This is a genomic window from Streptomyces sp. NPDC048196 (assembly GCF_040652715.1).
Classification (GTDB): Bacteria; Actinomycetota; Actinomycetes; order Streptomycetales; family Streptomycetaceae; genus Streptomyces; species Streptomyces siderophoricus.
The window spans coordinates 129,255-153,220 of sequence record NZ_JBEZMM010000012.1 but is presented as its reverse complement, the minus strand read 5'-3'; the positions used below and the strand labels follow the sequence as shown (position 1 = coordinate 153,220).

The following is a 23,966-nucleotide window of genomic DNA, read 5'->3' as shown; positions in this document are numbered from 1 at the left end:
CTCCAGGTGTCGTCGGGGTGCGGAGACAGCGGGGCGGTCATCTCAGGCCCGCCCCGGCTTCGGATCCGCATCCGCGCGGCGGGCGTCCACCAGGGCCGCCACGGCGCGCAGATCGGGCTGGCGGAGCAGCTCCGGAGCGCGCAGCCGTACGCCGGTCTCCCGCTGGATGGCGGTCAGCAGACGGGCGGCGATCAGCGAGGTGCCGCCCGCCGCGGTGAAGTTCTCGGCCAGCGTGGTCTCCGGCCGGGCCAGCAGATCGCGCACCGTGCCGAGCACCAGCCGTTCCCCGGGGGTGGCTCCGTCGGGGAGCACCTCCGACCCGGACGGCGCCGCCGGGCCGGACGAACCAGGGACGGACGAACCAGGGCCGGACGAACCAGTGCCGGTCGGTAGCGGCGAGGCGCCCTCCTCGGTCGCCCGGCGCACCAGCTCCGCCCGGTCCACCTTGCCGTTGGCGTCCAGCGGGAAGGCGTCGACGATGCGTACGGCCGAGGGGACGGCCTGCTCGGGCAGCCAGGCCCGGACCGCCGTCAGCAGATCCTCCGCGGTCGGGGTGGCGCCGCCGGCCGGCCGTACGTACGCCACCAGGCGAGTGTGGCCGTCGGGCGTCCGGGGTGCGACGACGACGGCGCCGCGCACCGCCGGGTCCTGCTCGAACGCGGCCGCCACCTCCGCCGGTTCGATCCGCACGCCGCTGATCTTCACCTGGTCGTCGAGGCGGCCGAGGAACTCCAGCAGCCCGTCGGCCCGCATCCGCACCCGGTCCCCGGTGCGGTACAGCCGGTCCACGCCGGACGGCAGGGCGAGGCCCGCGGGCGGGGCGGTGAAGCGGCGCGCGGTCAGTTCGGGGTCCAGGTAGCCGAGCGCCAGGCACCGTCCGCCGAGGCGCAACTCGCCCTCGGCACCGCGGGGTACGGGCCGGCCGTCGTCGTCGGTGACCACCACGGTCACGCCCGGCACCGGCCCGCCGATCGGGGGCGCGTTCTCCACGTCCGCCGTCTTGGCGGCGTCCGTGCCGCGCATGGCGTACGAGGTGGCCATGACGGTGGCCTCGGCGGGGCCGTAGGCGTTGTGGACGGTGGCCGTCACGTCCGCGGCCGGGCGGCGGCGCAACCGGTCGCCGCCGACGATGAGATGACGGAGCGTCAGGCCAGTGGGCCAAGGGCGGTCGAGGAGCGGCTCGATCATCGGGGTGGCCCCGATCGACACCGATACCCCGGCATCGCGCCACCAGTCGGTGAGCACCTCCGAGTCCCAGCGGACCTCGTCCGGGGCGGGTACCAGCGCGGCACCGGACGTCAGTCCGGCCCACAGCTCCAGCACGTGCGGGTCGAAGGCGACGCCGATGAGCAGGGAGTGGCGGTCACCCGGGGCCAGCCCGGTTTCCGCGCGGTACCAGTCGAGCAGGGTGCCGAGGGCCGCCTCGGCGACCGCGACCGCCTTGGGACGGCCGGTGGAACCCGAGGTGAGTACGGCGTAGAACGCCTCGGCGGGCGCGCGACGGGCTCCCGCGCCGGGTCCGTCCGCGAACGCTGCGACGGCCTTCGCCGGGGCATTGGCACCCACCACCGGCAGGGGCAGCACCACCTGGTCGGCCTGCGCCGCCTCGATCCGCTCCGCTTCGATCCGTGCCCCCTGCCCGGACGCCCGGAAACGGGGCGGGAGCAGCGCCGGATCGCCGATCAGACAGGCCACGTCCAGGTCCTGGGTGACGGTCTCGACACGGCGTGCACCGGGCTGCGGGCCGAGCGGCAGGTAGACCGCGCCGAGGCGGGCGAGCGCGACGGCGGTCACCACCAGCGCGGCCGAACGGTCCAGGCAGACGCCGACCAGGTCGCCGGGCCGGACCCGGTCGCGGAGCGCTTCCGCCACCGCGTCGGCGGCGGTGCCGATCTCCCGGTACGTCCAGGTGTGCGCGCCGTCGATCACCGCGGGTGCCTCGGGCGAACGGGCGGCCCACTCCGCGAAGCGGGAGAGCACACCGGCCGGGGCGCCGGCCGCGGGCGCGGCGCCGTGGGCGATGCTCAGCGGGCGGTCCAGGTCCTGGGGGCTCTCGGAGGTCCGGGGTGCCTGGAGGGTCGGGGTCGAGGTCGGGTGCATCACGCCTCCGTCGCAGTGGTCGCAGCAGTCACAGGGGTCACAACGGGGGTGGCCGTCGTGGTCGTAGGAGCCGCGGCCGTCGTGGACGCGGCGGCGAACGCCGCGAGGGCGTCGGCCTGGTCGGCGAGTACCGGGTTGCGGAACAGCAGCCGCAGCGGCGGCCGTTCGCCCAGGTGGGGCTCCAGCCAGGCGGACAGCTGCGCGGCGAGCAGCGAATGACCGCCGACGTGGAAGAAGTGCGAGGTCGCATCGAAGCGGCCGTGGCCCAGGACCTCCTGCCAGCCGTCGGCGAGCAGCGCCGTCAGCGGATCATCGGACACCGGGCCGGTGGCCTCACCCTCCCCGGCCGGGGCCGCAGAAGCCACCGCCTCCACCGGAACCGTCGGCTCCGGTGCCGCGGCCGTACGGGACAGCGCCACCCGGTCCGGCTTGCCACCGGCCAGCCTCGGCAGCACGTCCAGCCGCGCCCACCGCCCCGGCACCAGAGCGGCCGGCAGCCGGCGGCTCAACTCCGTGTGCAGGGCCTGCTCGTCCCACTCCGCGCCCGGGGTGCCCGAGCCGGTGTTCTCCAGGAAGCCGACGAGCCGGGGCCCGCCGGGGGCCTCGCGGTCCAGGACGACGGCACAGGACCGGCCGCCGAGCACGGCCGAGGCGGCGGCCTCCACCTCCTCCAGCTCGATGCGGTAGCCGCGCAGCTTGACCTGGTTGTCCCGGCGGCCCAGGAAGTAGAGCAGCCCGTCGCGGCCCCGGTAGCCGAGGTCACCGGTGAGGTAGACCCGTTCCCCGCCGAGCGCGTCGACCGTGACGAACCGGGCGGCGGTGGCCTCCGGGTTGCCGACGTACCCCTCGGCGAGCCCGGCCCCGGCGATCGCCAGCTCGCCGACCGCTCCGTCCGGCAGCGGACGGCGCCCGGCGTCCAGCACGCGGATGCGTTCGCCGGGCAGTTCGGTGCCCAACGGGATCTCCGCGCCCTCGGCCAGGCCGTCGCGGGTGATTTCGTGGACGGTGGAGCTGATGGCGGCCTCCGTCACGCCGTAGACATTGAGCACCGTGGCGTCGGTGTCGGCGAGGAAGGCGTGCATCACCTCGGCCGGGAGGCGCTCCCCGCCGAGGACCAGCAGCCGGGGCGCCCACCGGCCGTCGCGCAGGGCGGGGGCCATGTCGTCACGGGTGGCGAGGAAGTAACTGGTGGGCAGGTTCGCCACGGTGACCCTGGCGGTGGTCAGCAGCTCGGTCAGCTCGGCCCCCGTCGGCACCTCGTACTCGGGCACGACCAGGCACGCCCCGGCGTACAGCGACGGCAGCACCTCCTCCAGCGCCACGTCGAAGGACGGCTGGGCGAACAGCAGCGCCCGGTCACCGGGCGCCAGCCCGAACCGCTCGGCCGCGCCGGTCAGATGGTTCGCCAGCGCCGCCCGGCCGACGGCCACGGGCTTGGGCACACCCGTCGAGCCCGAGGTGTGGATGATGTACGAGGCGCCGGGCACCACCTCCGCCTTCCGGGCCGTGGACAGGACCGGCGCGTCGACCGGGGCCACCGGAAGACCGGCGGGGACGGAGGTGAGGGACGGGGCGGAGCAGCCGGCCGGGCCGGTGACCGAGGCCTCGGCGGGGGTCAGTACCAGGGCCGGGGCGAGCCGCTCCAGCAGCAGCTCCAGCCGCGCCGGCGGGTCGGACGGCGACAGCGGGCAGTACACCGCTCCGCTCCGCAGACACGCCAGCAGCGTCACGACCGAGTCGAGGCCGCGCGGCAGCACCGCGGCCACCGGCTGACCGGCCGTCACCCCCGCCGCGCCCAGCCGCTTCACCAGCGAGTCCACCTGCGCGTCCAGCTCGCCGTAGGTGATCCGGCGGGCGCCGACGAGCAGCGCCGGCAGCGACGGGTCATGGGCGGCGGCGGGGTCCAGCGGGTCACGGTCGGCAGCGTCCTGGGCCGTCGGCGCGAGGGGCGTGCCGGCTGCGGCCGGGACCGGCCCGGGAGCCGACGGCAGCGCCAGGTCGGCGAGGACGGTGCCGGGGGCGTCGAGGTAGGCCCGAAGCAGGTCGAGGAACCGCCCGGCGAGCAGCTTCGCCACGTCCTCCCCGAACATGTCGGCGTCGTAGTCCCACACCAGCGTCATGCCCGGCGCACCGTGCCGCGGTGTGACCCCGCGCCGGTCGTCCGGCAGCAGCACCACGTCCAGGTCGAAACGGGTGGTGCCGGTGTTGAAGCCCTCGAACAGCGTGATGTCCAGACCGGGCACGTCGATCTCGGGCAGCTCCGCGTCATGGGCGCTGAACATGACGCTGAACAGCGGGTTGTCCGCACCCGAGGTGTGCAGACCGAGTGCCCGGGTCAGCTCCTGGACCGGTACCTCCTGGTGCGGCAGCGCACGGATCAGGGTGTCGGTCACCTCGTCCATGGACTCCTCGGCCGGTGCGTCCGGATCCAGCCGGAGCGGCAGCGGAATCGTGTTCACGAACATCCCCACCGCGTCCTCGAACCCCCGCGGGCGGTTGCCGACCGCGGTGCCGATGACCATCTGCGTGCGCCCGCTGTGCCGGCGCAGCAGCTCGGCGAAGAGCCCCAGCAGCGCGGCGAACGGCGTCAGACCGCGCGCACGGGCGTGCTCCCGCAGCCGCCCGGCCAGGTCGGCGCCGATCGACTGGCGCAACTGCCCGCCGTGGTGGCGGCGCCGCGACCCCGGCCGGGTCAGCCCGGGCAGCGGCATGTCGTAGGAGAAGTCGCGCAGTTCACCGGTCCAGAACTCAAGGCCGGCCCGCCGCTCCTCGTCGCCCGCGGCACCGCTGTCCCGCTGCACCCGGACGTGATCGGCGTACGAGGACGCGGCGGGCAACTCGACCGGCTCGCCCAGGACATGGCCCCGGTAGACGGTGAAGACGTCCCGCAGCAGGATCGCGAAGGAGTGGCCGTCGTGGATCAGATGGTGCTCGACGTGGATGAGCCGGTGCCGGTCCTCCGCCAGCCGGACCAGCGTCCAGCGCAGCAGCGGGGCCTGATAGGTGTCGAGCGGGGTCTCCGCCTCGGTGCGCAGCAGCTCCTCGAAGGCCCGGTCGGGGTCGTCCGCCCCGCTCAGGTCCACCGTCCGCAGTCGCGGCGCACAGTCCTCGGCGACCCGCTGGCCGGGCACCGCGCCGGGGACGGCGACGAGTTCCAGCCGCAGACCGGGGTGCCGGTCGAGGACGGCGGCGAGCCCGCGGCGCAGGGCCTCGGCGTCGAGGGTGCCCCACAGATCGAGTGCGGCGGTGAAGTTGTACGCGCGGCTGCCCGGCTGCACCTGTTCGTGCAGCCAGACAATCTCCTGCGAGGAGGAGAGCGGAAGCATGGGCGGTCCTTGATGTGTGGTCGGATCGGAGTGGCGCGGCCGGGCATGGTCGGGCCGGCCGCGCAGTGCGCAGGCCGGGCCGCGGATCACACGGCCGGCCGCGAGGTGGCTTCAGGGGCGAGGGATCGTGCGAGGAAAGAGCTGAAGAAAGAGATGAAGAAGGGAAAGAAGAGGCAGGAGGGAAGGGAGGGAGGCGGCCGGTCAGCCGACCGCAGCAGCCGGGGAGCCCAGGGCACCGGTCAGCGCGGCGAAGGCGGCCTCGGCCGTCCCGTCGGAGTGCACCGCGCGGTCCCACACCATGCGCAGTCGCAGTTCGGGGCCCTGGGTGACGGACACCGCGAAGGGTCCGCGCACCGCTCTGCCGTCGATGTGGATCTCCCGGCCGGTGACCCCGCCGAGCCGGAGCGGGGGTCGCCGCCGGGCGTCGTCCACGGTCAACAGCCCGTCGAGACCGCCCCGCCAGCCGGACCCGGCGGCCCGCGCCGCGTGGACCACCGCGTCGAACGGCGTGCCGGCGTGGTCCAGATCGTCCCACCATGCGCCGGCCGTCTCCTCCGGCGTCACCGGGCCCGTGCCCGTCGCGGTGGGAAAGACCACGGTGTTGAGGAAGCAGCCGAGCACCGGTGCGGCGCCGGGGGGACGGCCGCCCCACGGATAGCCGAGCGGCACCACGTGGCCCTTCCCGTACAGCGCCTCCGCCGCCGCGCGGCAGGCGTCGAGCAGCTGGGGGAAGGACGTCCCGGCCTCCGGAGCGGGCATCCGCCGCTCGGCCGAACCGCTCGGCAGCCCGTCCCGCGCCAGGCTCTGCGGCCCGTTCGCGGACCGCGCCCGTTCACCCACCGCGCGGAGCCGGTCGCCCCAGTACGCCATCGCCGCCGGCGAACCCGCCCGGTCCTCCGCGGCCAACTGCAGGAGCACCGCCTCCCGGTAGGCGTCCAGCTCGGCGGCCGCGTCGGCGGGCGACGGGCCGTCCGCCGCGCGGCCCGCGGCGTAGGCGGCGCCCAGCTCCTCGACGATCCGGTTCAGCGACTGGCCGTCGCACGCGGTGTGCTCCAGCACCACGGCGAGCACTTCCCGCGGCCCTTCGGCACCCGGTCCGCCCTGGCCCTCCGCGCCGTCCAGGCCGTCCGCTGCGAGGAACAGCCGCAGCGGCGCTCCCTGCGGGGCCCAGTCGCACAGGACCCGCCGCAGCGCGGCCGCCGCGTCCTCCCCCGGCACCCGGGAGACCCGCGTCACCGGCACCTCCGGCGGCCCCAGCCGGAGCACCGGGGTACCCCGCAGCACCTCAGGACGGGCGCGCAGCACGGGATGCAGTACGGCGAGGCGTCGGGCCGCCGCGGCGAGGCGCGCGAGGTCCACCGTGCCGCGCGGGAAGGAGAAGAACATCGGCACCAGGTCGGGCCGCCCGGCCGGGTCCATGGCCCGGACGAGGACGAAGCGCCGCTGGGCACCGGTGACCGGCAGCAGGGCCGGTGCCCCGTCGCTGTCGGCACCGCCGACGCCGTCGTCGAGCCGGCGGAAGCGGGCCAGGTACTGGCTCGTGATGCTGTGCACGGAAGCCTCTCTGGGGAGGGAGAAGTGAGGTGGGGGAGGCGGGGAGAACGGGGGCGAGGGCTCGGGCAGGGCGCGCTCTAGCCGCGCCCGGCGGCCTCGACCTGCTGGCCGGCACCGGCACCGGCGCCCTCGTCCGACTCGTCTTGGTCGGCGCCCAACTCACCCTCAGTGGAAGGCAGTTCACGCATTCGGCGCAGCGGCGAGAGCAGCAGCGGCAGCGGTACGGCGAGGAATCCCGCCGCGCACCACACCAGCGCCGCACGGGCGCCGTACGCATCGGCCAGGGCACCGCCGACCAGCGCGCCGAGCGGCAGCGTGCCCCACATCACGAACCGCAAGGTGGCGTTCATCCGGCCGCGCAGCCTGGGCGGGCAGACCGTCTGCCGGAAGCTGACCTGGGCGACGTTGTAGACGACCGCCCCGAAGAAGACCACGCCGGAGCCGAGCGCGAACAACGAGGCTCCCGCGCCGCGCCCGGACAGCGGCCACAGCACCGCGAACGGCCCGGTGACCAGGGCGGACAGCCAGATGATCCGGGCCCGGCCGAGCCGTGCGGCGAGCGGGCCGGCGCACAGGGCGCCCGCCAGGCCGCCGAGCGCGGCGGCGGACAGCACCAGGCCGACCGCCGCGGGTGCCAGCCCCAGCTCCCTTACCAGGAAGACGGACTGGGTGGCCATCAGCATGGCGGAGAAGAGGTTGGCCAGGCCGGTGGCCAGGGCGATCACCCGGAGCAGGCGGTGGCCGAACACGAAGCGCAGCCCCTCGCCGACGTCCTTGCGGAGCGAGGCTCCCGGTACGCGTTCCGGCAGGCTCTCCGGCCGCTTGATGCGCCACAGGAAGAGCGCGGAGAGCGCGTAGCCGCAGGCGTCCGCCACGATGGCCAGCGGCGCGCCGAGCAGCTGCACCAGGCCACCGCCCAGGCCGGGGCCCGCGACCTGCGCCGAGGAACGGACGGTCTCCAGCGCTCCGTTGCCGGCGACCAGCTGTTCCTTGGGCAGCAGGTGCGGGACGAAGCTCTGGTGGGCGACGTCGAAGAAGACCGTCGCCACACCGGTGACCAGGGCGACGGCGTACAGCTGGGCCATCGTCAGCACCCCGGCGACGGCGGCCAGCGGGATGCTCGCCATGGCCACGGCCCGCACCACATCGGCACGGATCAGCAGCGGCAGCTTCCGCATCCGGTCGACCCAGGCTCCCGCGGGCAGGCCGACCAGCAGGAACGCGGCGGTCTCGGCCGCGGTGAGCAAACCCACCTGGAACGCGGGGGCGTTGAGCTGGAGTACTGCGACGAGGGGCAGCGCGACCAGGGTGACCTGGGAACCGAAGAGTCCGGCCGCGGCTCCGGTGAGGAGCAGGCGGAACTCGGGCATGCGCAGCGGGCCGCTTGTGGCGGCTCGGGGTCTGACGGGCATGCCGATGACATTCGGGGACCCGGCGATCTCCGGTCAAAACGAAGAGCGTAGTTTCAGACGGTTTTCTTCACCAATTCCGCACACGCGCCGGAAATTTTCCGTCAGATTCTGGCAACGGCGGGATGTCCGGCGTCTGTGACGCCCTGGCCCGTCGGCAGGTCCGGTCGGGCCGACGGCGGATCAAGGCCCCTCTGGTCTGCACGCAACGTCATGAGTCGCAATCTGACCGAAAACTGCCATCGATGTCCCTTTATGAACGGAACCCCGCGCTTCACCCGCTATGCGGTCGTCGCCCGCGCTCGCGGACCTCACTCCGGAGTCACTGTGACGCGTCGGCTGCGGCGGGGGAGTCCTCCTCGACGAGAGTGGCCACAGCCCGGCACAACAGCTCCAGGCTGCGCCGGAACTTCTCGTCCTGACCCGACCGGGGCATCTCCGTGAGCAGGAGCGGGAAACGCGCATGCAGATCCGCGTAGACCTCTTCGGTGACGGGGGCCACCTGTGCCTCGCTCTGTTCCTGGAGGACGAAGCCGGTGAGGTGGCTGAGCAGCGTGTCGGCGGCGGTGCCGGCGTGTTCGACGGGGACACCGGCCTCAAGGAGGGTGTGCAGCAGGCGTTCCATCAAGGACAGGCCGCCGGTGCTGAGCATCCTGGGACTGTCGGCCAGTAGGAGCGCTCCGCCCGGCTGCTTGAGGAGGGTCTGGCGCAGCGTGGTGGCCTGGGCCTCGATCCGGTCCTGCCAGGTCGCCCCGGACGGCAGGGCGGCCAGTGCGGTGCTGCCGTCGTCGTAGGCCTGCCGGCAGACCCGGTCGGCCATCAATGCGAGCAGGTCGTCCTTGCTGCGCACGTGGTAGTAGAGGCTGCCCGCGTGCGCGCCGAGCCGGTCGGCCACCTGGCGCATGGACAGGGCGTGGTAGCCGACCTCGGCGAAGGTGGCCATACCGGCATCGATGATCCGCTCCTTGGTGAGCTTCATCTTCCTACCGTAAAGCTTTTCCAACGCTGTTCGAAAGCTGTGTTAGCCTCCGGCCGACCATTTCGAACGGTGTTGCAGGGGGCGGGACATGGACGGGCTGCTGTTCAACGTGACCACGGCGGCGTTGATGGTGATGATCATCAACAGCGGGCTCGGGGCGATCGGACGTGACTCGCTGCGCGGGCGCCCCGTCCCGTGGGCCGCGATCGCCCTGACCGCACTGGCGGTGGCCGGCGTCGTCCTCCAGCTCTGCTGGTCGGGCGCGATGGCCGCCCTCGACAACGACCCCGCCAAGAGCGGCTGGTGGCGGGTGCTCACCTCGGTCTTCCTGCAGAACGGCGGCCCGGGCGGCGCCATCTGGAACATCGCGACCCTCGCCATCGCGGCCGCGCTCGCGCAGTGGCTCTGGGGCGGCACGCTGACCCTGCTCTTCTTCGCCGCCGGCATCCTCCTGCCGGAGCACCTCGACGCGCTGCTCGGTCTCGGCAGCGGCCCCAGCACGGACCCGCGCAACTTCGCCGGCAGTTCCGGCGCGACCTACTTCCTGGGCGCCACCCTGGCCCTGGCCCTCCTGACCCGCACCCGCGTCAAGAAGCAGCAGGCCCTCGCGATCGCCGTCCCGGTGCTCGGCCTGGTGATGTGGCTCGCGCAGGAGAACGGCCACGGACTGGTCACCGTGTACGGCTTCGCGCTCGGCGCGCCGGTCTGGGCGGTACGCCGCTTCCTGGGCCGCACGGAGACCGAGCCGTCACCGCACTCCGCGTAACACCGAGCCGGGCGAGGGCGACCGGCGTCAGCGCCCCGCCCTGCGCTTGTTCCAGACATCGAAGCCGACCGCGGCGAGCAGTACGAGGCCCTTGATGACCTGCTGGTAGTCGGTGCCGATGCCCACCAACGACATGCCGTTGTTGAGGACACCGAGGACCAGGCCGCCGATGACCGCACCCATGACCGTGCCGACGCCGCCGCTCATGGAGGCGCCGCCGATGAACGACGCGGCGATGGCCTCAAGTTCGAAGTTCAGGCCGGCCTGCGGCGTACCCGCGTTCAGCCGGGCCGCGTAGACACAACCGGCGAGCGCCGCCAGGACGCCCATGGTGACGAAGACGGCGAAGGTGATGCGCTTGTCCTTGATGCCGGACAGCTGCGCGGCCGCCTTGTTGCCGCCGAGCGCGTACACATGCCGTCCGACGACCGCGTTGCGCATCACATGACCGAGGGCGAGCAGCAGACCGCACATCACGAGCATCACGACCGGCACGCCGTGGAAACTGGCCAGCGTCAGGGTGAAGGCCACGACGGCGGCGGTGAGCGCGGTGCACCTGGCCACCCACAGGCCGGTCGGCAACACGTCCAGAGCGAGGGCGAGTTGGCGGGCGCGCTGCCGCCACTCCCGTAGCAGGAGGAGCACGACGGCACAGAGGCCCAGCGCGAGGGTCGGGTTGTGGTACTGCGTGTACGGGCCCACTTCCGGGAGGAATCCCTTGGCGAGGTCCTGGAAGCCGTCCGGGAACGGCGCCAGGGACTGGCCCGCCAGCACGATCTGCGTCGCCCCGCGGAACAGCAGCATGCCGGCCAGCGTCACGATGAACGACGGGATTCCGAGGTACGCGATGAAGAAGCCCTGCCAGGCACCCGCGACCGCCCCGATCAGCAGCGAGAGGAGCAGGGCGGGTACCCACGGCAGGTCGTGCTTGACCATCAGTACCGCGGCCATCGCGCCGACGAAGGCGACCAGCGAACCGACGGACAGATCGATATGGCCCGCGATGATGACGATCATCATGCCCATGGCCAGGATGAGGATGTAGCTGTTCTGCTGGATCAGGTTGGAAACGTTGTTCGGCAGCAGCAGCGTGCCGTCGGTCCAGATCTGGAACAGCACGACGAGGAAGACCAGGGCGATGAGCATGCCGTACTGGCGCAGGTTGGCCCGGGCGCGGTGGAACAGGAGGGCCATGGCCGGCGGTGCCGCGGGCGGGTCCGCGGGGGGAGTGGTCGTGGTGGTGGTCATGGCGGGGCCTCAGCTCCCGTTCTCGGTCGTACGGCGCAGGGTCATATGGCGCATCAGGACTTCCTGGGAGGCCTCGGCGCGGGAGACCTCACCGGTCAGCCGGCCCTCGGCCATGGTGTAGATCCGGTCGCACATCCCGAGCAGTTCGGGCAGTTCGGAGGAGAGGAAGAGCACCGCCTTGCCGCGGGCCGCGAGTTCGCCGATCACGGTGTAGATCTCGTACTTCGCGCCGACATCGATGCCGCGCGTCGGCTCGTCGAGGATCAGCACCTGCGGGTCGGTGTGGATCCACCGGCTCAGCACGACCTTCTGCTGGTTGCCGCCGGAGAGCCGGCCCACCTGCTCGGCGACCGTGGGGGTCTTGATGGTGAGGGCCGTGCGGTAGTGCTCGGCGACCCGGCGTTCGTGGTGTTCGTCCACGAAGCCGCGCATGCCGTGCCGGCGGCCGGCGGTGTGCCGTCGCATGCGGGGCAGCGAGGCCAGGGAGATGTTGCGCTGCACGGTGTCGAGGAGGTTCAGGCCGTAGCGCTTGCGGTCCTCGGTGACGTAGGCGAGGCCGGCGGCGATGGCCGCCGGTACGGTTCCGGTGTCGGCCTCGCGGCCGCCGACGGCCACCGTGCCGCCGGCGTACTGCCCGTAGGAGCGCCCGAAGAGGGACATCGCGAGTTCGGTGCGGCCCGCGCCCATCAGCCCGGCGAGGCCGACGATCTCGCCGCGGCGCACGGTGAGCGACACCTCGTCGACGACCGTGCGCCGAGGGTCGACCGGATGCCGTACGGTCCAGCCGTCGACGGCGAGGGCCACCTGGTCGGCGTCCTCGCCCCGGTAGGGAGTGCGGTCGGGGAAGCGGTGGTCGAGATCGCGGCCGACCATGCCCCGGATGAGGCGCTCCTCGGACAAGACCGGTGCAGCAGAACGAGTTTGACGTATCGTCAGTGTTTCGATCGTCCGGCCGTCGCGCAGGATGGTCACCGAGTCGGCGATCGCCCGGATCTCGTTGAGCTTGTGGGAGATGACGATGCCGGCCACGCCCTGGGCGCGCAGCTGGCGGATCAGTTCGAGCAGATGAGCGCTGTCCTGGTCGTTGAGGGCCGCCGTGGGCTCGTCCAGGATGAGCAGCTTCACCTCCTTCGACAGGGCCTTGGCGATCTCCACCAACTGCTGCTGCCCCACGCCCAGCTCCGCGACCGGCGTCTGCGGCTTCTCGCGCAGCCCGACCCGCTCCAGCAGCCGGTTCGCCGCGCGGTAGGTGGCGTTCCAGTCGAGGGTGCCGCGGGCCGATCGCCGCTCGTTGCCGAGGAAGATGTTCTCGGCGATCGACAGCTGCGGCACCAGCGCCAGCTCCTGGTGGATGATGACGATGCCGTGCCGTTCACCGGCCCGGATGTCCTTGAAGGCCACCGGCTCGCCCTCGAAGCGGATCTCGCCCCCGTAACTGCCGTGCGGATACACCCCGCTGAGGACCTTCATCAACGTGGACTTCCCGGCGCCGTTCTCCCCGCAGACGGCGTGGATCTCGCCGGGCCGTACGGTCAGATGCACATCGGAGAGCGCGGTGACGCCGTTGAAGCGCTTCGTGATGGCGCGCATCTCCAGGACGGGTCGCGCCCGCTCGGCCGTCGGCCGCGGCTCACCAACCGGCCGGGTCACCGCAGCTGCCCTGCGGTGAAGTACCCCTCGCGCACGAGGAGATCGGTGTTCCCCTTGTCGATGCTCACCGGCTTCAGCAGATACGCCGGCACGGTCTTCGTCCCGTTGTCGTAGTCGGTCGTGTTGTTGACCTCGGGTTTCCGGCCGTGGAGTACGGCATCGCCCATCTGCACGGCACGGGCGGCGAGTTTGCGGGTGTCCTTGAAGACCGTCTGTGTCTGCTCGCCCCGGATGATGGACTTCACCGAGGCCAGTTCCGCGTCCTGCCCGGTGACGATCGGCAGGTCCGCGCCCCGGTAACCGGCGCTCTTGAGGGCGGAGATGATGCCCAGCGAGATGCCGTCGTACGGGGACAGCACCGCGTCGACCCTTTCCTCGCCGTAGTTCTTGCTGATCAGGTCGTCCATCCGCTTCTGCGCGGTCCCGCCGTCCCAGCGCAGTGTGGTGGCCTGGTTCATCCTCGTCTGCTTGCTGCCGACCACCAGTTGCCCGCTGTGCAGGTACGGCGTGAGGACGTCGAGTGCACCGCGCCAGAAGTAGCGGGTGTTGTTGTCGTCGGGCGAGCCCGCGAACAGTTCGATGTGGTAGCTCTTGCCCGCGTCGCTGCGGGGCCGGCCCAATTTCAGCCTGTCGACGAGGTACTGCCCCTGGAGGCGGCCGACGCGTTCGTTGTCGAAGGACGCGTAGTAGTCGACGTTCCTCGTGCCCATGATCAGCCGGTCGTACGCGATCACGGGGATGCCCGCGTCGTGCGCGCGCTGCAGTACGTCGGTGAGCGCGGAACCGTCGATGGCGGCGACCACCAGCAGCCGGTGCCCCTCGGCGATCATGTTCTCCAACTGGGCGACCTGGTTCTCGACCTTGTCATCGCCGTACTGCAGGTCCGCCTGGTACCCGGCCTTGCGGAACTGCTCCGCCATGTTCCGGCCGTCGGCTATCCAGCGCTCCGACGCCTTGGTGGGCATGGCGATGCCGATGGTGCCGCCCGTGCCGCGGTCGGGCCGGTAGCGGCTGCCGCCCCTGGCCTCCTGGCCGCAGGCGGTCAGGAAGACGGCGAGCAGGGCGGCGCTCGCGGTGACGAGGAGGGTGCGGGATCGCATGGGATCAGTCCCTTTCCGGTACGGGGAAGCGGTGCAGCCGGCCCGGGAGGCGGGCGCCCAGTGGTGACATCCCGCCGTCCGCGCCGCGCCGGGCCAGCAGGTCCAGGACCAGGCGTCCACGTCGGACCCGTTCCCGGGCGGTGGCGAGGGCGTGCTCGCGCAGGTGCGCGCCGTAGGGATAGATGCCGGCCGCGTTGCTCAGGCCGAACTTGAGGTACAAGGGCGCGCCGCGCCGGATCAGCTCGGCCGTCTCGTACATCCGCACATAGCCACCGAGGTCGTCGGGCGCCTCGACGTACAGGTCCATCGGGGCACCGCTGACCCGCCGGATCTCGGTGAGGTGCTCCGCGGTCAGGTCGGAGGGCACGTTGAGGGAGTCGGCGCCGAGCCGCTCGTACACGGCGAACGAGGCGGGATTGACCGGCCCGGAGAGGGCGGACAGTTTGAAGGTGGTGTCGTAGGGCAGGTGCCGGGCCGCCCGCAGCCGGTGCAGCGTCCACAGCACGCCCTCGTCCGCCACCAGCAGACAGCGCACCCCCAACTCCGCGGCGCGCAGGGCGTCTTCGACACATCCGGCGAGGCCGTCATGGCCGCGGGCGCGCAGGCCCGCGCCGCCGGAGCAGGTGCGGGTGGAACCGCCGATGTCCCAGGTGCCGCGCGGGCCGGTGAACAGGCACAGCTCGATGTCGCGCGCGGCGCACGCCCCGGCCATCTCGGCGATCTCACCGTCGGTGAGCATCCACACGCCGCTGCCCTGACTGATCCGGTGGACCGGCACACCGAGGCGGGCGCTCTCCTCCAGCACGACGGACAGCGCCTCCGGGCCCTCCACCGACGGGATCTCGGTCCGCCAGACGCCGCCGTCGGGAAAGGCGTGCGGTGAGGCGTCCGCGGGATCGGCCGGGGGAGTGGGATGGCCGATGCGGGCGAGGGCGTCGGCGCCGGGGCGACGAGGTTCGGACTCTGATGGGGCGGTCACGAGGCTCCCATGGTCGAGTGTTCGGTATGTCGGACGGCGTTCGGAGTGATGAGTGTGCGGATGCCTTGGGGGTCGGGGTGTGCGAAGGCATGTGGGGTGCGGTGGTACGGGGCGGGCGCGGCTCCCGTACCACCGCACGTCTCAGGAGGGCGGCAGCACCTCAGGCACGACAGCACCTCAAGCACGGCAGTGACTCAGCGACGGCAGTGACTCAGGGGCGCAGCAGCACTTTCCCGGTCCCCGGGTCGCCGTCGCCGACCAGCGCGATGGCCTCGGCGAACCCTTCCAGGGGGAATTCATGGGTGATCAGCGGTGCCGGGTCGAGCAGTCCCCGGCCGAACGCGCGCACCGCGTACGACCAGGCCGACGACGGCGCCCCGAAGATGCTGCGGATCTCCAGCTGGCTCAGGGACAGGTGCACCGGGTCGATTCCGGCCGCGCCCGGCGGGAACATCCCGGTGAGCACCACCCGGCCGCCCCGGCGGGCCAGCAGACAGGACGAGGCCGCGGTCGAGCGCGCTCCCGCGGTCTCCACGACCAGGTCGAAGCAGCCGTTGCGCTTCGCCGCCTGCTCGGGCGTGCACACCGCGGTCGCGTCGAACCGCAGCGCCCGGGCGCGGCGCCCGGACCGTGGATCGACCACCGCGAGCTCGGCGGGTTCCGCCGCGGCCAGCAGCTGCACCGCGAGCAGCCCGAGCGTGCCCGCACCGACCACCGCGATCCGCTCACCGGGCCGCGGCCGCCCGGCCCGCACCGCCGCGGCGACCACCGCGGCCGGTTCCAGAAGTGCGGCGGCCCGCAGATCGGCGTCGTCGGGCAGCGGATGCAACAGCTCGGCGGGCAGGGTGAGATGGTCCGCGAACCCGCCCGGCTCGGTGAACCCGGTCTCGGCGTACCCGCTGATGCACAGGCTGTTCTCGCCGGCCCGGCAGCGCTCACACGCCCGGCACGCCCGGAACCCCTCGGCCACCGTCTTGCGCCCCAGCAGCGCCGGATCGACCCCCGCGCCGACCGCCGCCACCGTGCCCGACCACTCATGACCGGGCACGACGGGGTAGTGGACGTACCCGGCGTCGCGCCGGCCGTCATAGACCTCGCGGTCGCTCAGGCAGATCCCGGCGGCGGCGACCCGCACCAGCACCTCACCCCGCCCGGGCTCGGGTACCGCGCGGTGCACCAGCCGGTGGTGCCGGGGCCGCTCGACGACGATCGAGCGGCTGACCTGCGCCCCACGGTCCCGTCCCACCACCTCTCCGTCCGTTGCCCGGCCGTCCGGGCCGCCGCCCGCTCGGCTCATCGCGGCCGCCTCTGCTCCCAGCCCTCGGCCCAGAGGTCGAAGCGCGCCTGCTGTTGCGGTAATTCGGCCGCGGCGTCCGGGTCGAACTCGACGCCGAGGCCGGGCGCGTGCGACACCGCGAAGCACCCGGTCTCCGGATCCACGTACGGCGCGCCCCGCACCACCTTCGTGATCTCCGCGTCCGCGAAGTCGTTGAAGTGCTCCAGGACCTTGAAGTTCGGGGTGCAGGAAGCGAGTTGGAGCGAAGCCGCGGTCAGGACCGAACCGCCGACGTTGTGCGGGGCCACCAGCACGTAATGCGTCTCGGCGGTCGCGGCGAGCTTACGGGCTTCGAGAATGCCGCCGAGGTGCCCGAGGTCCGGCTGGATGATGTCGGCGGCCTGCGTCTCGAACAGCTCCCGGAACTCGATCCGGTCGTGGAGGCGTTCACCGGTGGCCACCGGCAGCTCCACCTTGTCCGCGACCTTCTTCAGGGCCTTGAGGTTCTCCGGCGGCACCGGCTCCTCCAGCCAGGCGGGCCGGAAGGGCACCAGTTCGCGGGCGAGCCTGACCGCCGTGGCCGGGCTGAACCGGCCGTGCATCTCCAGCATCAGCTCGGTGTCCGGGCCGACGGCGTCCCGTACCGCCTCGATCAACGACACGGAATAGAGGGTCTGTTGATGATCGAGCTCGAAGTGACCCGTCCCGAACGGGTCGATCTTCAGCGCCCGATAGCCGCGCGCCACCACGTCCTGCGCCGCCTTGTGGTACGCCTCGGGGGTGCGCTCGGTGGTGTACCAGCCGTTGGCGTACGCCATGACGCGATCGGTGACCCGGCCGCCGAGCAACTGCCACACCGGAACCCCGAGCGCCTTGCCCTTGATGTCCCAACAAGCCATCTCCACACAGGCGATCCCGGACATCACGATCTCGCCGGCCCGCCCGTAATCCCCGTACTTCATGCGCCGGACCAGGTCCTCGACCGCGAACGGATCCGATCCGCGGATGTGGTTGGCCTCCGCCTCCCGCAGATAGCCGAGCAGGGCATCGGTGCGGCCGAGCATCCTGGTCTCGCCGACCCCCGTCAGCCCCTCGTCGGTGTGGACGAGTACGTAGGTGAGATTGCGCCAGGGGGTTCCGACGACGTGTGTGCTGATTCCCGTGATGCGCACGGCAATTGCCCCTCCATGTCGTTCGAAATTTCGTCACTCGTTCGAAATGGTGGCGTGACCGTAGTCAGGTCCCGACGGGGTGTCAATGGGTTGCGCAGCGGCCGGTCCGTCCCCACCATTGCCCGGCGAACCCCGCTGTGCATAGCCTGCGTTCGGCATACCGGTCAGTGACCGGCTCCTCGAACGAAACGGGTGGTGAGGCACATGGGACGGCTGGTCCCCGCGGTGACCAGGGCGCTCGACATCCTTGAGCTGTTCCTCGAAGGCGACGGAACCCTCTCCGCGCCCGACATCACCCGCAAGCTGCAGCTGCCGCGCACCACCGTGCACGAGCTGGTCACCACCCTCACCGCCCGCTCGTACCTGGTGCCCGCTCCCGGCCGGCCCGGCTACTACCGGCTCGGCGTCCGGACCTACCAGCTCGGCAGCCGCTACGCGGAACAGCTCGACCTCGCCGCCGAAGGCCAGCAGGTGGCCCGCGAGGTGGCCGAGACCTGCGACGAGACCGTGCACGTCGCGATCCTGGAGGACTTCGACGTCATCTACATCGCCAAGGTCGACTCCATCCACGCCGTGCGCATGGTCTCGGCCGCCGGCCGCCGGCTCCCCGCCCACTGCACCGCGGTCGGCAAGATGCTGCTCGCCGCTCTGCCCGCCGACGAACTGGGGCTCCGCATCGAGGAAGCCGGTGAGCTCGACGCGATGACGCACCACAGCATCACCGACCCCGAGGCACTCCGCGCCGCGCTCGCCGTCGTCCGCGAGCGTGGCATCGCCATCGAGCACCGCGAGTCCAACCCGGACGTGAACTGCGTGGCCGCACCCGTACGGGACGGCACGGGCCGGGTCGTCGCCGCCCTGTCCATCTCCGTACCCGTGATCCGCTGGAGCGAGGACCGCGAGGCCGAGCTCGCGGAACTGGCCGCCAAGGGCGCGAGCGACCTGTCCGTACGCCTGGGCCATCGCGGTGGCCGCCGATGAGGGCCGAGGTCGCGGTCCGCGCTTCGGCCACGCTCGGTGAGGGGCCCACCTGGGACCCGGCGACGGACCGCCTGATCTGGGTGGACATCCTCGGCTCCCGCATCCACACCTACCATCCGGCCACCGGACGGCGCACCGTGAGGGCCACCGAACAGCACGTCGGCGCGGCCAAACCGTGCGCGACCGGCGGCCTGGTGGTCAATCTGCGGGACGGCATCGCCCGCTACGACGCCGACGGGGCGTTCTCCTGGCTCGTCCGCGACCCCGTCCCCGGCCGCCGCGGCAACGACGCCGCCGTCGCCCCCGACGGCTCGCTCTGGGCGGGCACCATGCGCTACGACGAGGCCACGGGCGGCGGCACGCTCACCCGCCTCACCCCCGACGGCGAGACGCAGGTGATCTTCCCCTCCGTCACCGTCAGCAACGGCCTCGCCTGGAGCCCGGACGGCACCCGCCTCTACTACATCGACTCCCCGACCCGCCGCATCGACGTCTGCCACATGAGCGGTCAACGCCCGTCAGTACGACAGCCGTTGGTGGTCATCGAGCCCGACGCCGGCTACCCCGACGGCCTGACCGTCGACGCCGACGGCTGCCTCTGGGTAGCCCTCTGGGACGGCGGCCGGATCCGCCGCTACACCCCCCACGGCCACCTGGACCGCACCCTCCCCCTCCCCGTCCCCCGCCCCACCGCCTGCTGCTTCGGCGGCCCGTCGCTACGCGACCTGTTCATCACCACGGCCAGCTCCGGCACCGCCCACCCCCTGGCGGGCTCCGTCCTGGTGATCCCGGAAGCGGGCCAGGGCGTGCCGGGGGTCGCGTTCGGAGGCTGATCCGGCCGCGGGGAAGCCCCTTTCGGGTGAGGCGTCGCGACCCCGCCCGCCGGGCGCGCCGATGCCTGATACCCCACGTACATGAACATGCACAGGAACAAGATCCTTGCCGGCACGGGCGCGATGACTGCGGCCCTGGGGCTGGTACTCGTCGCGGGGCCGCCGGCCGCGGCTGCGGGTAAGTGGTGCAACCACGCGGTGTGCATCGAGACTTACGACATCGGCACCTACCTGGGCAGGGTGGAGGTGTCAGTGGTGAACTCCAACCAGCCCCACCGGATCAGTGCCCGGGTCTGGACCACGAACGGCTGGAGCGCCAACGCCAAGGTCGAAGACGTCGCCGCATTCCGGACCTACCGGGACCAGGTCTACCCGCAGCGCCACTTTCCGTCGGGCACCCGGCTCTGCGCGGAAGGCTTCCGCGGTGGCGAGAGCGTGGGCCTGCCCTGCGTGACGCTGGTCGACTGAGGCCGGGAGGAGCCCCGGCAGGCCGCACCGGGGCTCCGTCCCGACGGTCAGCGGTTCATCAGGACGAACACGCCCCACCCGAGATGTTCGCGCTGGTACCTGGCGTACTGGGCGGGGGAGGCGGTGAGTTCCGCGCGCAGCTCGTCGGCGAGCTCGTCGTCCGGGTGCGCGTCGAGCCAGCGGCGGATGTTGCGCCACTGCGCCGCGACGTAACGGTCCCAGCTGTCCTGGTCGGCCAGCACCATTTCCACGACGTCGCAGTCCAGGGCACCGAACTGCGCGAGCAGCTCCGGCAGCGGGAGGAAGTTGTCACGCGGACGGGCATGTCCATTCGATTTCCGCCTGCCAGGGCGGCGCGGTGGGTGGCGAGGACGTGGCTGGGCTGCACCCCCGTGCGGCCGCCTTGCCTCAGAGGCCGGGAGGAGTACCCGTTCCGGGTACCACGGCACCGCGGCCCGCCCGGACCGCCCGGAGTACGGCCCGGTGGAGCGTGCGAAGGCCGCCCGGCGGGAGCGGGGCCGGGCTGCCTTCGAGGTCGTAGCACTCCTCCGCGCCCGTGTACCGGATGGTGACGCGCGCCGTACCGTCGCCCCGGTCGGCGGTGGTGACGGTCAGGTCGCCGGTGATGACGCCGACCTGGACCGTCATCGCCCCGCCGGGGCCGGCGGTGATCTCATCGGTGAGCGCGTCACCGTCGTGGGTGGTCACTGCCTGGGTGGTCACTCGTCGCAGGTGTCCAGCATCTCGTTGAGCTTGTCCTTCTCCGGCTCGGTGACGTTCAGTTGGTAGAGGTGCTTGATGTCGGTCCAGGCGCGGGCGTAGACGCACCAGTAGGCGTGCCGCGGCGGAGCCCACTGGTCGGGGGACTGGTCGCCCTTCTGCCGGTTGGAGGAGGCCGAGACCGCGATGAGCTGGGCGTGGACGAGGTCGTTGGCGAAGGTGCGGCGCCTCGGGGTGGCCCATTCGTCGGCGCCGGAACGCCAGGCGTTGGCCAGCGGCACGATGTGGTCGATGTCGAGCTGACCCGACGTGGAGAAGACCTTGCTGTCGTATTCGCTGAACCAGGTCCCCGAAACGGCCCGGCACTTCTCGTCCTGCTGGACGTCGATGCCGTCCCGGGAGAGCACGACTTCGCGGGTGTCGCATTCCCCGTACTGTTTGATCCAGTGCGGGAATTTCGCGCGGCTGTATCCCTCCATCGAATGGGGGGTGTCGACATTCAGATCGGCGAGTTCCTCGCGCGCCACGTCGGCGGGCGGGGGCTCCGGCAATTCCCGTGGAGAGGTGGGGAAAGCGGTGTCGGCGGGGTGGCTGACGGCGCTGGGGCGGGCAGGTGAATGAGGGGCGGCAGCGGCCGTTGCGGTGGCCGGTACTGCCGGGGCAATTGCGGTTGCGATGAGGGCGGTTGTCATGGCGACTCGGCGCCACCAGGCGTTGGTCATCACCCGGAAAGCATCGCCCGGGAAAACGATTTGCCATGCCGCAATTCACTCTTTGGTGGGGAATTCAGGAAATTGGCCCGCATGTCGAATTCGGGACGGGGGCGACTCCCGCCGAAAGGACAGCCACCTGCTCCCGATTGCACCACGGACCCCATACGCTGCCCGGAGCGAGCGCTACGGGATTCCTACTCTCCGGGAGGCCACAACCCATGACCGAGCTCCCCGAAGGCGGGCTGCCGCTGGCCGGCATCACCGTCGTCAGCGTCGAGCAGGCGGTGGCGGCCCCCTACGCCACCCGTCAGCTGGCCGATCTCGGCGCGCGCGTCATCAAGGTGGAACGCCCGGACGGGGGCGACTTCGCCCGGCGCTACGACACCACGGTGCACGGCGAGTCCAGCTACTTCGTGTGGCTCAACCGGTCCAAGGAGTCCGTGACGCTCGACCTGAAGTCCGACCGCGGCCGGCAGGTCCTGGAGCAACTTCTGGGCGGCGCCGATGTGTTCGTGCAAAACCTGGCCCCCGGCGCGGCCGCCAGGATGGGCCTCGGGGCGGACGCCCTCGCCGAGCGCTTCCCGTCCCTCATCCGCTGCTCCGTCTCCGGTTACGGCACCAGCGGGCCGTGGGCCGCCCGCAAGGCGTACGACCTGCTGGTGCAGTGCCAGACGGGGTTGGTCTCCCTGACGGGCACCGCCGAGGAATCCGCGCGGGTGGGGGTCTCGATCGCCGATATCGCCGCCGGCATGTACGCCTACTCCGGCATCCTCACCGCACTCTTCACCCGGGCCACCACCGGCGTCGCCCGCGCCGTGGAGGTCTCCCTGTTCGAGGCGCTGGCCGAGTGGATGGGCCAGCCCGCGTACTACACGCGGCACGGCGGCACCCAGCCCCCGCGCATCGGTACCCAGCACGCCACCATCGCCCCGTACGGTGCCTACACCGCGGCGGACGGCAAGGACGTCCTGTTCTCGATCCAGAACGAGCGGGAATGGGCCGCCCTGTGCGAGCAGTTCCTGCGTCGGCCCGGACTCGTCGACGATCCGCGCTTCGCCACCGGCTCCGACCGCGTGGCCCACCGCGACGAGCTGAACGCGATCGTGGCCGAGCGGTTCGGCGAGCTGGACAGCGGCGAGGTGATGAAGCTGCTGGACGAGGCGGGCATCGCCAACGCCGGCGTCAACGACGTCCAGGAGTTCCTGGCCCACCCCGTGCTCAGCGCCCGGAACCGCTGGCGCGACATACGCATCCCCGGAGGAGCCGTGGTCCCCGCGCTGTTGCCCCCAGCGGACCTGACCGGCACCGCCCCACGCATGGACCCCGTCCCCGCCGCCGGCGAGCACACCGAGCGCGTCCTGACGGAACTGGGCTACCGCACGGCGGACATCGCCGCCCTGCGGACCGACGGCGTCATCTGACCCCCGTCTCCCTCCGCCACCGCTCCAGGTGCGGTCCCTGCCCTCCCCGCCCTTCAGCAAGGAGCGTCACCGCGTGAGCACCCTCGACGTCCTGTCCAAGGACGAGCAGCTCGTCGTCCGTACGGTGCGCGACTTCGTCGACAAGGAGGTGCGGCCCGTCGTCCGGGACCTGGAGCACGCCAACACCTACCCCGAGGCCCTGATCGCCCAGATGAAACGGCTCGGCATCTTCGGCCTGGCCATCCCCGCGGAATACGGCGGCACCCCGGTCTCCGCCCCCTGTTTCGTGCTGATCACCGAGGAACTCGCCCGCGGCTGGATGAGCCTGGCCGGTGCGATGGGCGGCCACACCGTCGTCGCCAAGCTGCTGCTCCACTACGGCACGGAGGAGCAGAAACGCCGCTATCTGCCGACCATGGCCACCGGCGAGACCCGGGCGACGATCGCCCTCACCGAGCCGAGCGGCGGCTCCGACCTCCAGGCCCTGCGTACCGTCGCCCGCAGGGACCCGGACGGCGGATACCTCATCAACGGGTCGAAGACCTGGATCACCAACTCCCGGCGGTCCGCGCTGATCGCCCTGCTGTGCAAGACCGACCCGGAGGCGGAGCCCGCGCACCGGGGCATCTCGATCCTCCTCGTCGAGCACGGACCCGGCCTGACCGTCTCGCGCGACCTGCCCAAACTCGGCTACAAGGGCGTCGAAAGCTGCGAGCTCTCCTTCGACGACCACCGGGCACCGGCCGATGCCGTACTCGGCGGGACCGAGGGCAAGGGCTTCGCGCAGATGATGAAGGGCCTGGAGACCGGACGCCTCCAGGTCGCCGCCCGCGCACTCGGGGTCGGCCGGGCGGCACTGGAGGACGCCCTCGCCTACGCCCAGGAGCGCGAGTCGTTCGGGAAGCCGATCTGGCAGCACCAGGCGATCGGCAACTACCTCGCGGACATGGCCACGTCGCTCACCGCCGCCCGCCAGCTGACCCTGTACGCCGCCCGGGAGGCCGAGGCGGGCCGCCGGGTGGACATGGAGGCCGGTATGGCGAAGCTCTTCGCCTCCGAGACGGCCCTGCAGATCGCCCTCAACGCCGTCCGCATTCACGGCGGTTACGGCTACTCCACCGAATTCGACGTCGAGCGCTACTTCCGCGACGCGCCCCTGATGATCGTCGGCGAGGGCACCAACGAGATCCAGCGCAACGTGATCGCGAGCCAGCTCGTGAAACGCGGCGGCCTCGACAGGTGAAGGCCGAGCAGGTGAAGACCGAGGACGC

19 protein-coding genes and 1 pseudogene are annotated in these 23,966 nt (G+C 72.0%); 6 read left to right on the top strand and 14 right to left on the bottom strand.

What is annotated here, in order from left to right; genetic code table 11:
- Positions 1-42: 42 nt before the first annotated feature.
- The 5 genes from AB0E02_RS15770 to AB0E02_RS15750 all read right to left on the bottom strand — a co-directional run bounded on the left by AB0E02_RS15770 (position 43) and on the right by AB0E02_RS15750 (position 9,368).
- Positions 43-2,100 carry a non-ribosomal peptide synthetase gene (locus AB0E02_RS15770; protein ID WP_362139351.1) on the bottom strand — a complete coding sequence of 686 codons (2,058 nt, stop codon included), beginning with the start codon at positions 2,098-2,100 and terminating at the stop codon, positions 43-45.
- Complete coding sequence (locus tag AB0E02_RS15765; protein WP_362139349.1) at positions 2,100-5,426, bottom strand: amino acid adenylation domain-containing protein; 3,327 nt, start codon at positions 5,424-5,426, stop codon at positions 2,100-2,102. Before AB0E02_RS15765 ends, AB0E02_RS15770 begins: the two co-directional genes overlap by 1 nt.
- A 201-nt stretch (positions 5,427-5,627) precedes the next feature.
- Positions 5,628-6,980 carry a non-ribosomal peptide synthetase gene (locus AB0E02_RS15760; protein WP_362139346.1) on the bottom strand — a complete coding sequence of 451 codons (1,353 nt, stop codon included), beginning with the start codon at positions 6,978-6,980 and terminating at the stop codon, positions 5,628-5,630.
- Positions 6,981-7,057: 77 nt separating this feature from the next.
- The gene (locus tag AB0E02_RS15755) at positions 7,058-8,392 is read right to left on the bottom strand and encodes an MFS transporter (protein WP_362139344.1); all 1,335 of its coding nucleotides are present in this window, start codon (positions 8,390-8,392) and stop codon (positions 7,058-7,060) included.
- Between the two features lie 319 nt (positions 8,393-8,711).
- Entirely contained in the window at positions 8,712-9,368 is a 657-nt protein-coding gene (locus tag AB0E02_RS15750) for a TetR/AcrR family transcriptional regulator C-terminal domain-containing protein (RefSeq protein ID WP_362139342.1), read from the bottom strand.
- A gap of 88 nt (positions 9,369-9,456) precedes the next feature.
- On the opposite strand from AB0E02_RS15750, the gene AB0E02_RS15745 reads away from it, so the two are divergent.
- Positions 9,457-10,134, top strand: a complete 678-nt coding sequence (locus AB0E02_RS15745) for a hypothetical protein (protein WP_362139340.1) — start codon at positions 9,457-9,459, stop codon at positions 10,132-10,134.
- Positions 10,135-10,161: 27 nt separating this feature from the next.
- Here the strand turns inward: AB0E02_RS15745 and mmsB are convergent, their stop codons facing one another.
- From mmsB to AB0E02_RS15715, 6 genes are all read right to left on the bottom strand, one after another.
- Positions 10,162-11,382: a multiple monosaccharide ABC transporter permease gene (gene mmsB, locus AB0E02_RS15740; RefSeq protein ID WP_362139338.1), complete on the bottom strand. Its 1,221-nt coding sequence runs from the start codon at positions 11,380-11,382 to the stop codon at positions 10,162-10,164.
- Positions 11,383-11,391: 9 nt separating this feature from the next.
- A complete protein-coding gene (locus AB0E02_RS15735; RefSeq protein WP_362139336.1) occupies positions 11,392-12,972 on the bottom strand; it encodes a sugar ABC transporter ATP-binding protein in 1,581 nt (526 codons plus the stop codon).
- Between the two features lie 56 nt (positions 12,973-13,028).
- On the bottom strand, positions 13,029-14,132 hold the full coding sequence (gene chvE, locus AB0E02_RS15730) for a multiple monosaccharide ABC transporter substrate-binding protein (RefSeq protein ID WP_362139334.1): 1,104 nt from the start codon (positions 14,130-14,132) through the stop codon (positions 13,029-13,031).
- A gap of 4 nt (positions 14,133-14,136) precedes the next feature.
- Positions 14,137-15,111 carry a hypothetical protein gene (locus tag AB0E02_RS15725; RefSeq protein ID WP_362139332.1) on the bottom strand — a complete coding sequence of 325 codons (975 nt, stop codon included), beginning with the start codon at positions 15,109-15,111 and terminating at the stop codon, positions 14,137-14,139.
- Between the two features lie 211 nt (positions 15,112-15,322).
- Complete coding sequence (locus AB0E02_RS15720) at positions 15,323-16,408, bottom strand: alcohol dehydrogenase catalytic domain-containing protein (protein ID WP_362139330.1); 1,086 nt, start codon at positions 16,406-16,408, stop codon at positions 15,323-15,325.
- Positions 16,405-17,559 carry a mandelate racemase/muconate lactonizing enzyme family protein gene (locus AB0E02_RS15715; RefSeq protein ID WP_362139328.1) on the bottom strand — a complete coding sequence of 385 codons (1,155 nt, stop codon included), beginning with the start codon at positions 17,557-17,559 and terminating at the stop codon, positions 16,405-16,407. The genes AB0E02_RS15720 and AB0E02_RS15715 overlap by 4 nt, the downstream gene beginning before the upstream one ends.
- 204 nt (positions 17,560-17,763) lie before the next feature.
- Here AB0E02_RS15715 and AB0E02_RS15710 point away from each other — a divergent pair, with 204 nt between their 5' ends.
- From AB0E02_RS15710 to AB0E02_RS15700, 3 genes are all read left to right on the top strand, one after another.
- Complete coding sequence (locus AB0E02_RS15710) at positions 17,764-18,540, top strand: IclR family transcriptional regulator (protein ID WP_362139326.1); 777 nt, start codon at positions 17,764-17,766, stop codon at positions 18,538-18,540.
- Positions 18,537-19,373: an SMP-30/gluconolactonase/LRE family protein gene (locus AB0E02_RS15705; protein ID WP_362139325.1), complete on the top strand. Its 837-nt coding sequence runs from the start codon at positions 18,537-18,539 to the stop codon at positions 19,371-19,373. The genes AB0E02_RS15710 and AB0E02_RS15705 overlap by 4 nt, the downstream gene beginning before the upstream one ends.
- Positions 19,374-19,454: 81 nt before the next feature.
- Complete coding sequence (locus AB0E02_RS15700) at positions 19,455-19,841, top strand: hypothetical protein (protein ID WP_362139323.1); 387 nt, start codon at positions 19,455-19,457, stop codon at positions 19,839-19,841.
- Between the two features lie 47 nt (positions 19,842-19,888).
- On the opposite strand, the pseudogene AB0E02_RS15695 reads toward AB0E02_RS15700, so the two are convergent.
- The 3 genes and pseudogenes from AB0E02_RS15695 to AB0E02_RS15685 form a co-directional block, all read right to left on the bottom strand.
- Positions 19,889-20,152, bottom strand: a pseudogene (locus AB0E02_RS15695) (SAM-dependent methyltransferase); the annotation flags it as partial.
- A gap of 97 nt (positions 20,153-20,249) precedes the next feature.
- Entirely contained in the window at positions 20,250-20,489 is a 240-nt protein-coding gene (locus AB0E02_RS15690) for a hypothetical protein (RefSeq protein WP_362139450.1), read from the bottom strand.
- Positions 20,490-20,560: 71 nt separating this feature from the next.
- On the bottom strand, positions 20,561-21,283 hold the full coding sequence (locus AB0E02_RS15685) for an HNH endonuclease family protein (protein WP_362139449.1): 723 nt from the start codon (positions 21,281-21,283) through the stop codon (positions 20,561-20,563).
- 209 nt (positions 21,284-21,492) lie between these two features.
- Between AB0E02_RS15685 and AB0E02_RS15680 the strand changes: the two genes are divergently transcribed.
- Together AB0E02_RS15680 and AB0E02_RS15675 are read left to right on the top strand one after the other, a co-directional pair.
- Positions 21,493-22,695: a CaiB/BaiF CoA-transferase family protein gene (locus tag AB0E02_RS15680; RefSeq protein WP_362139321.1), complete on the top strand. Its 1,203-nt coding sequence runs from the start codon at positions 21,493-21,495 to the stop codon at positions 22,693-22,695.
- Positions 22,696-22,768: 73 nt separating this feature from the next.
- Positions 22,769-23,938, top strand: a complete 1,170-nt coding sequence (locus tag AB0E02_RS15675; RefSeq protein ID WP_362139319.1) for an acyl-CoA dehydrogenase family protein — start codon at positions 22,769-22,771, stop codon at positions 23,936-23,938.
- Positions 23,939-23,966 lie beyond the last annotated feature (28 nt).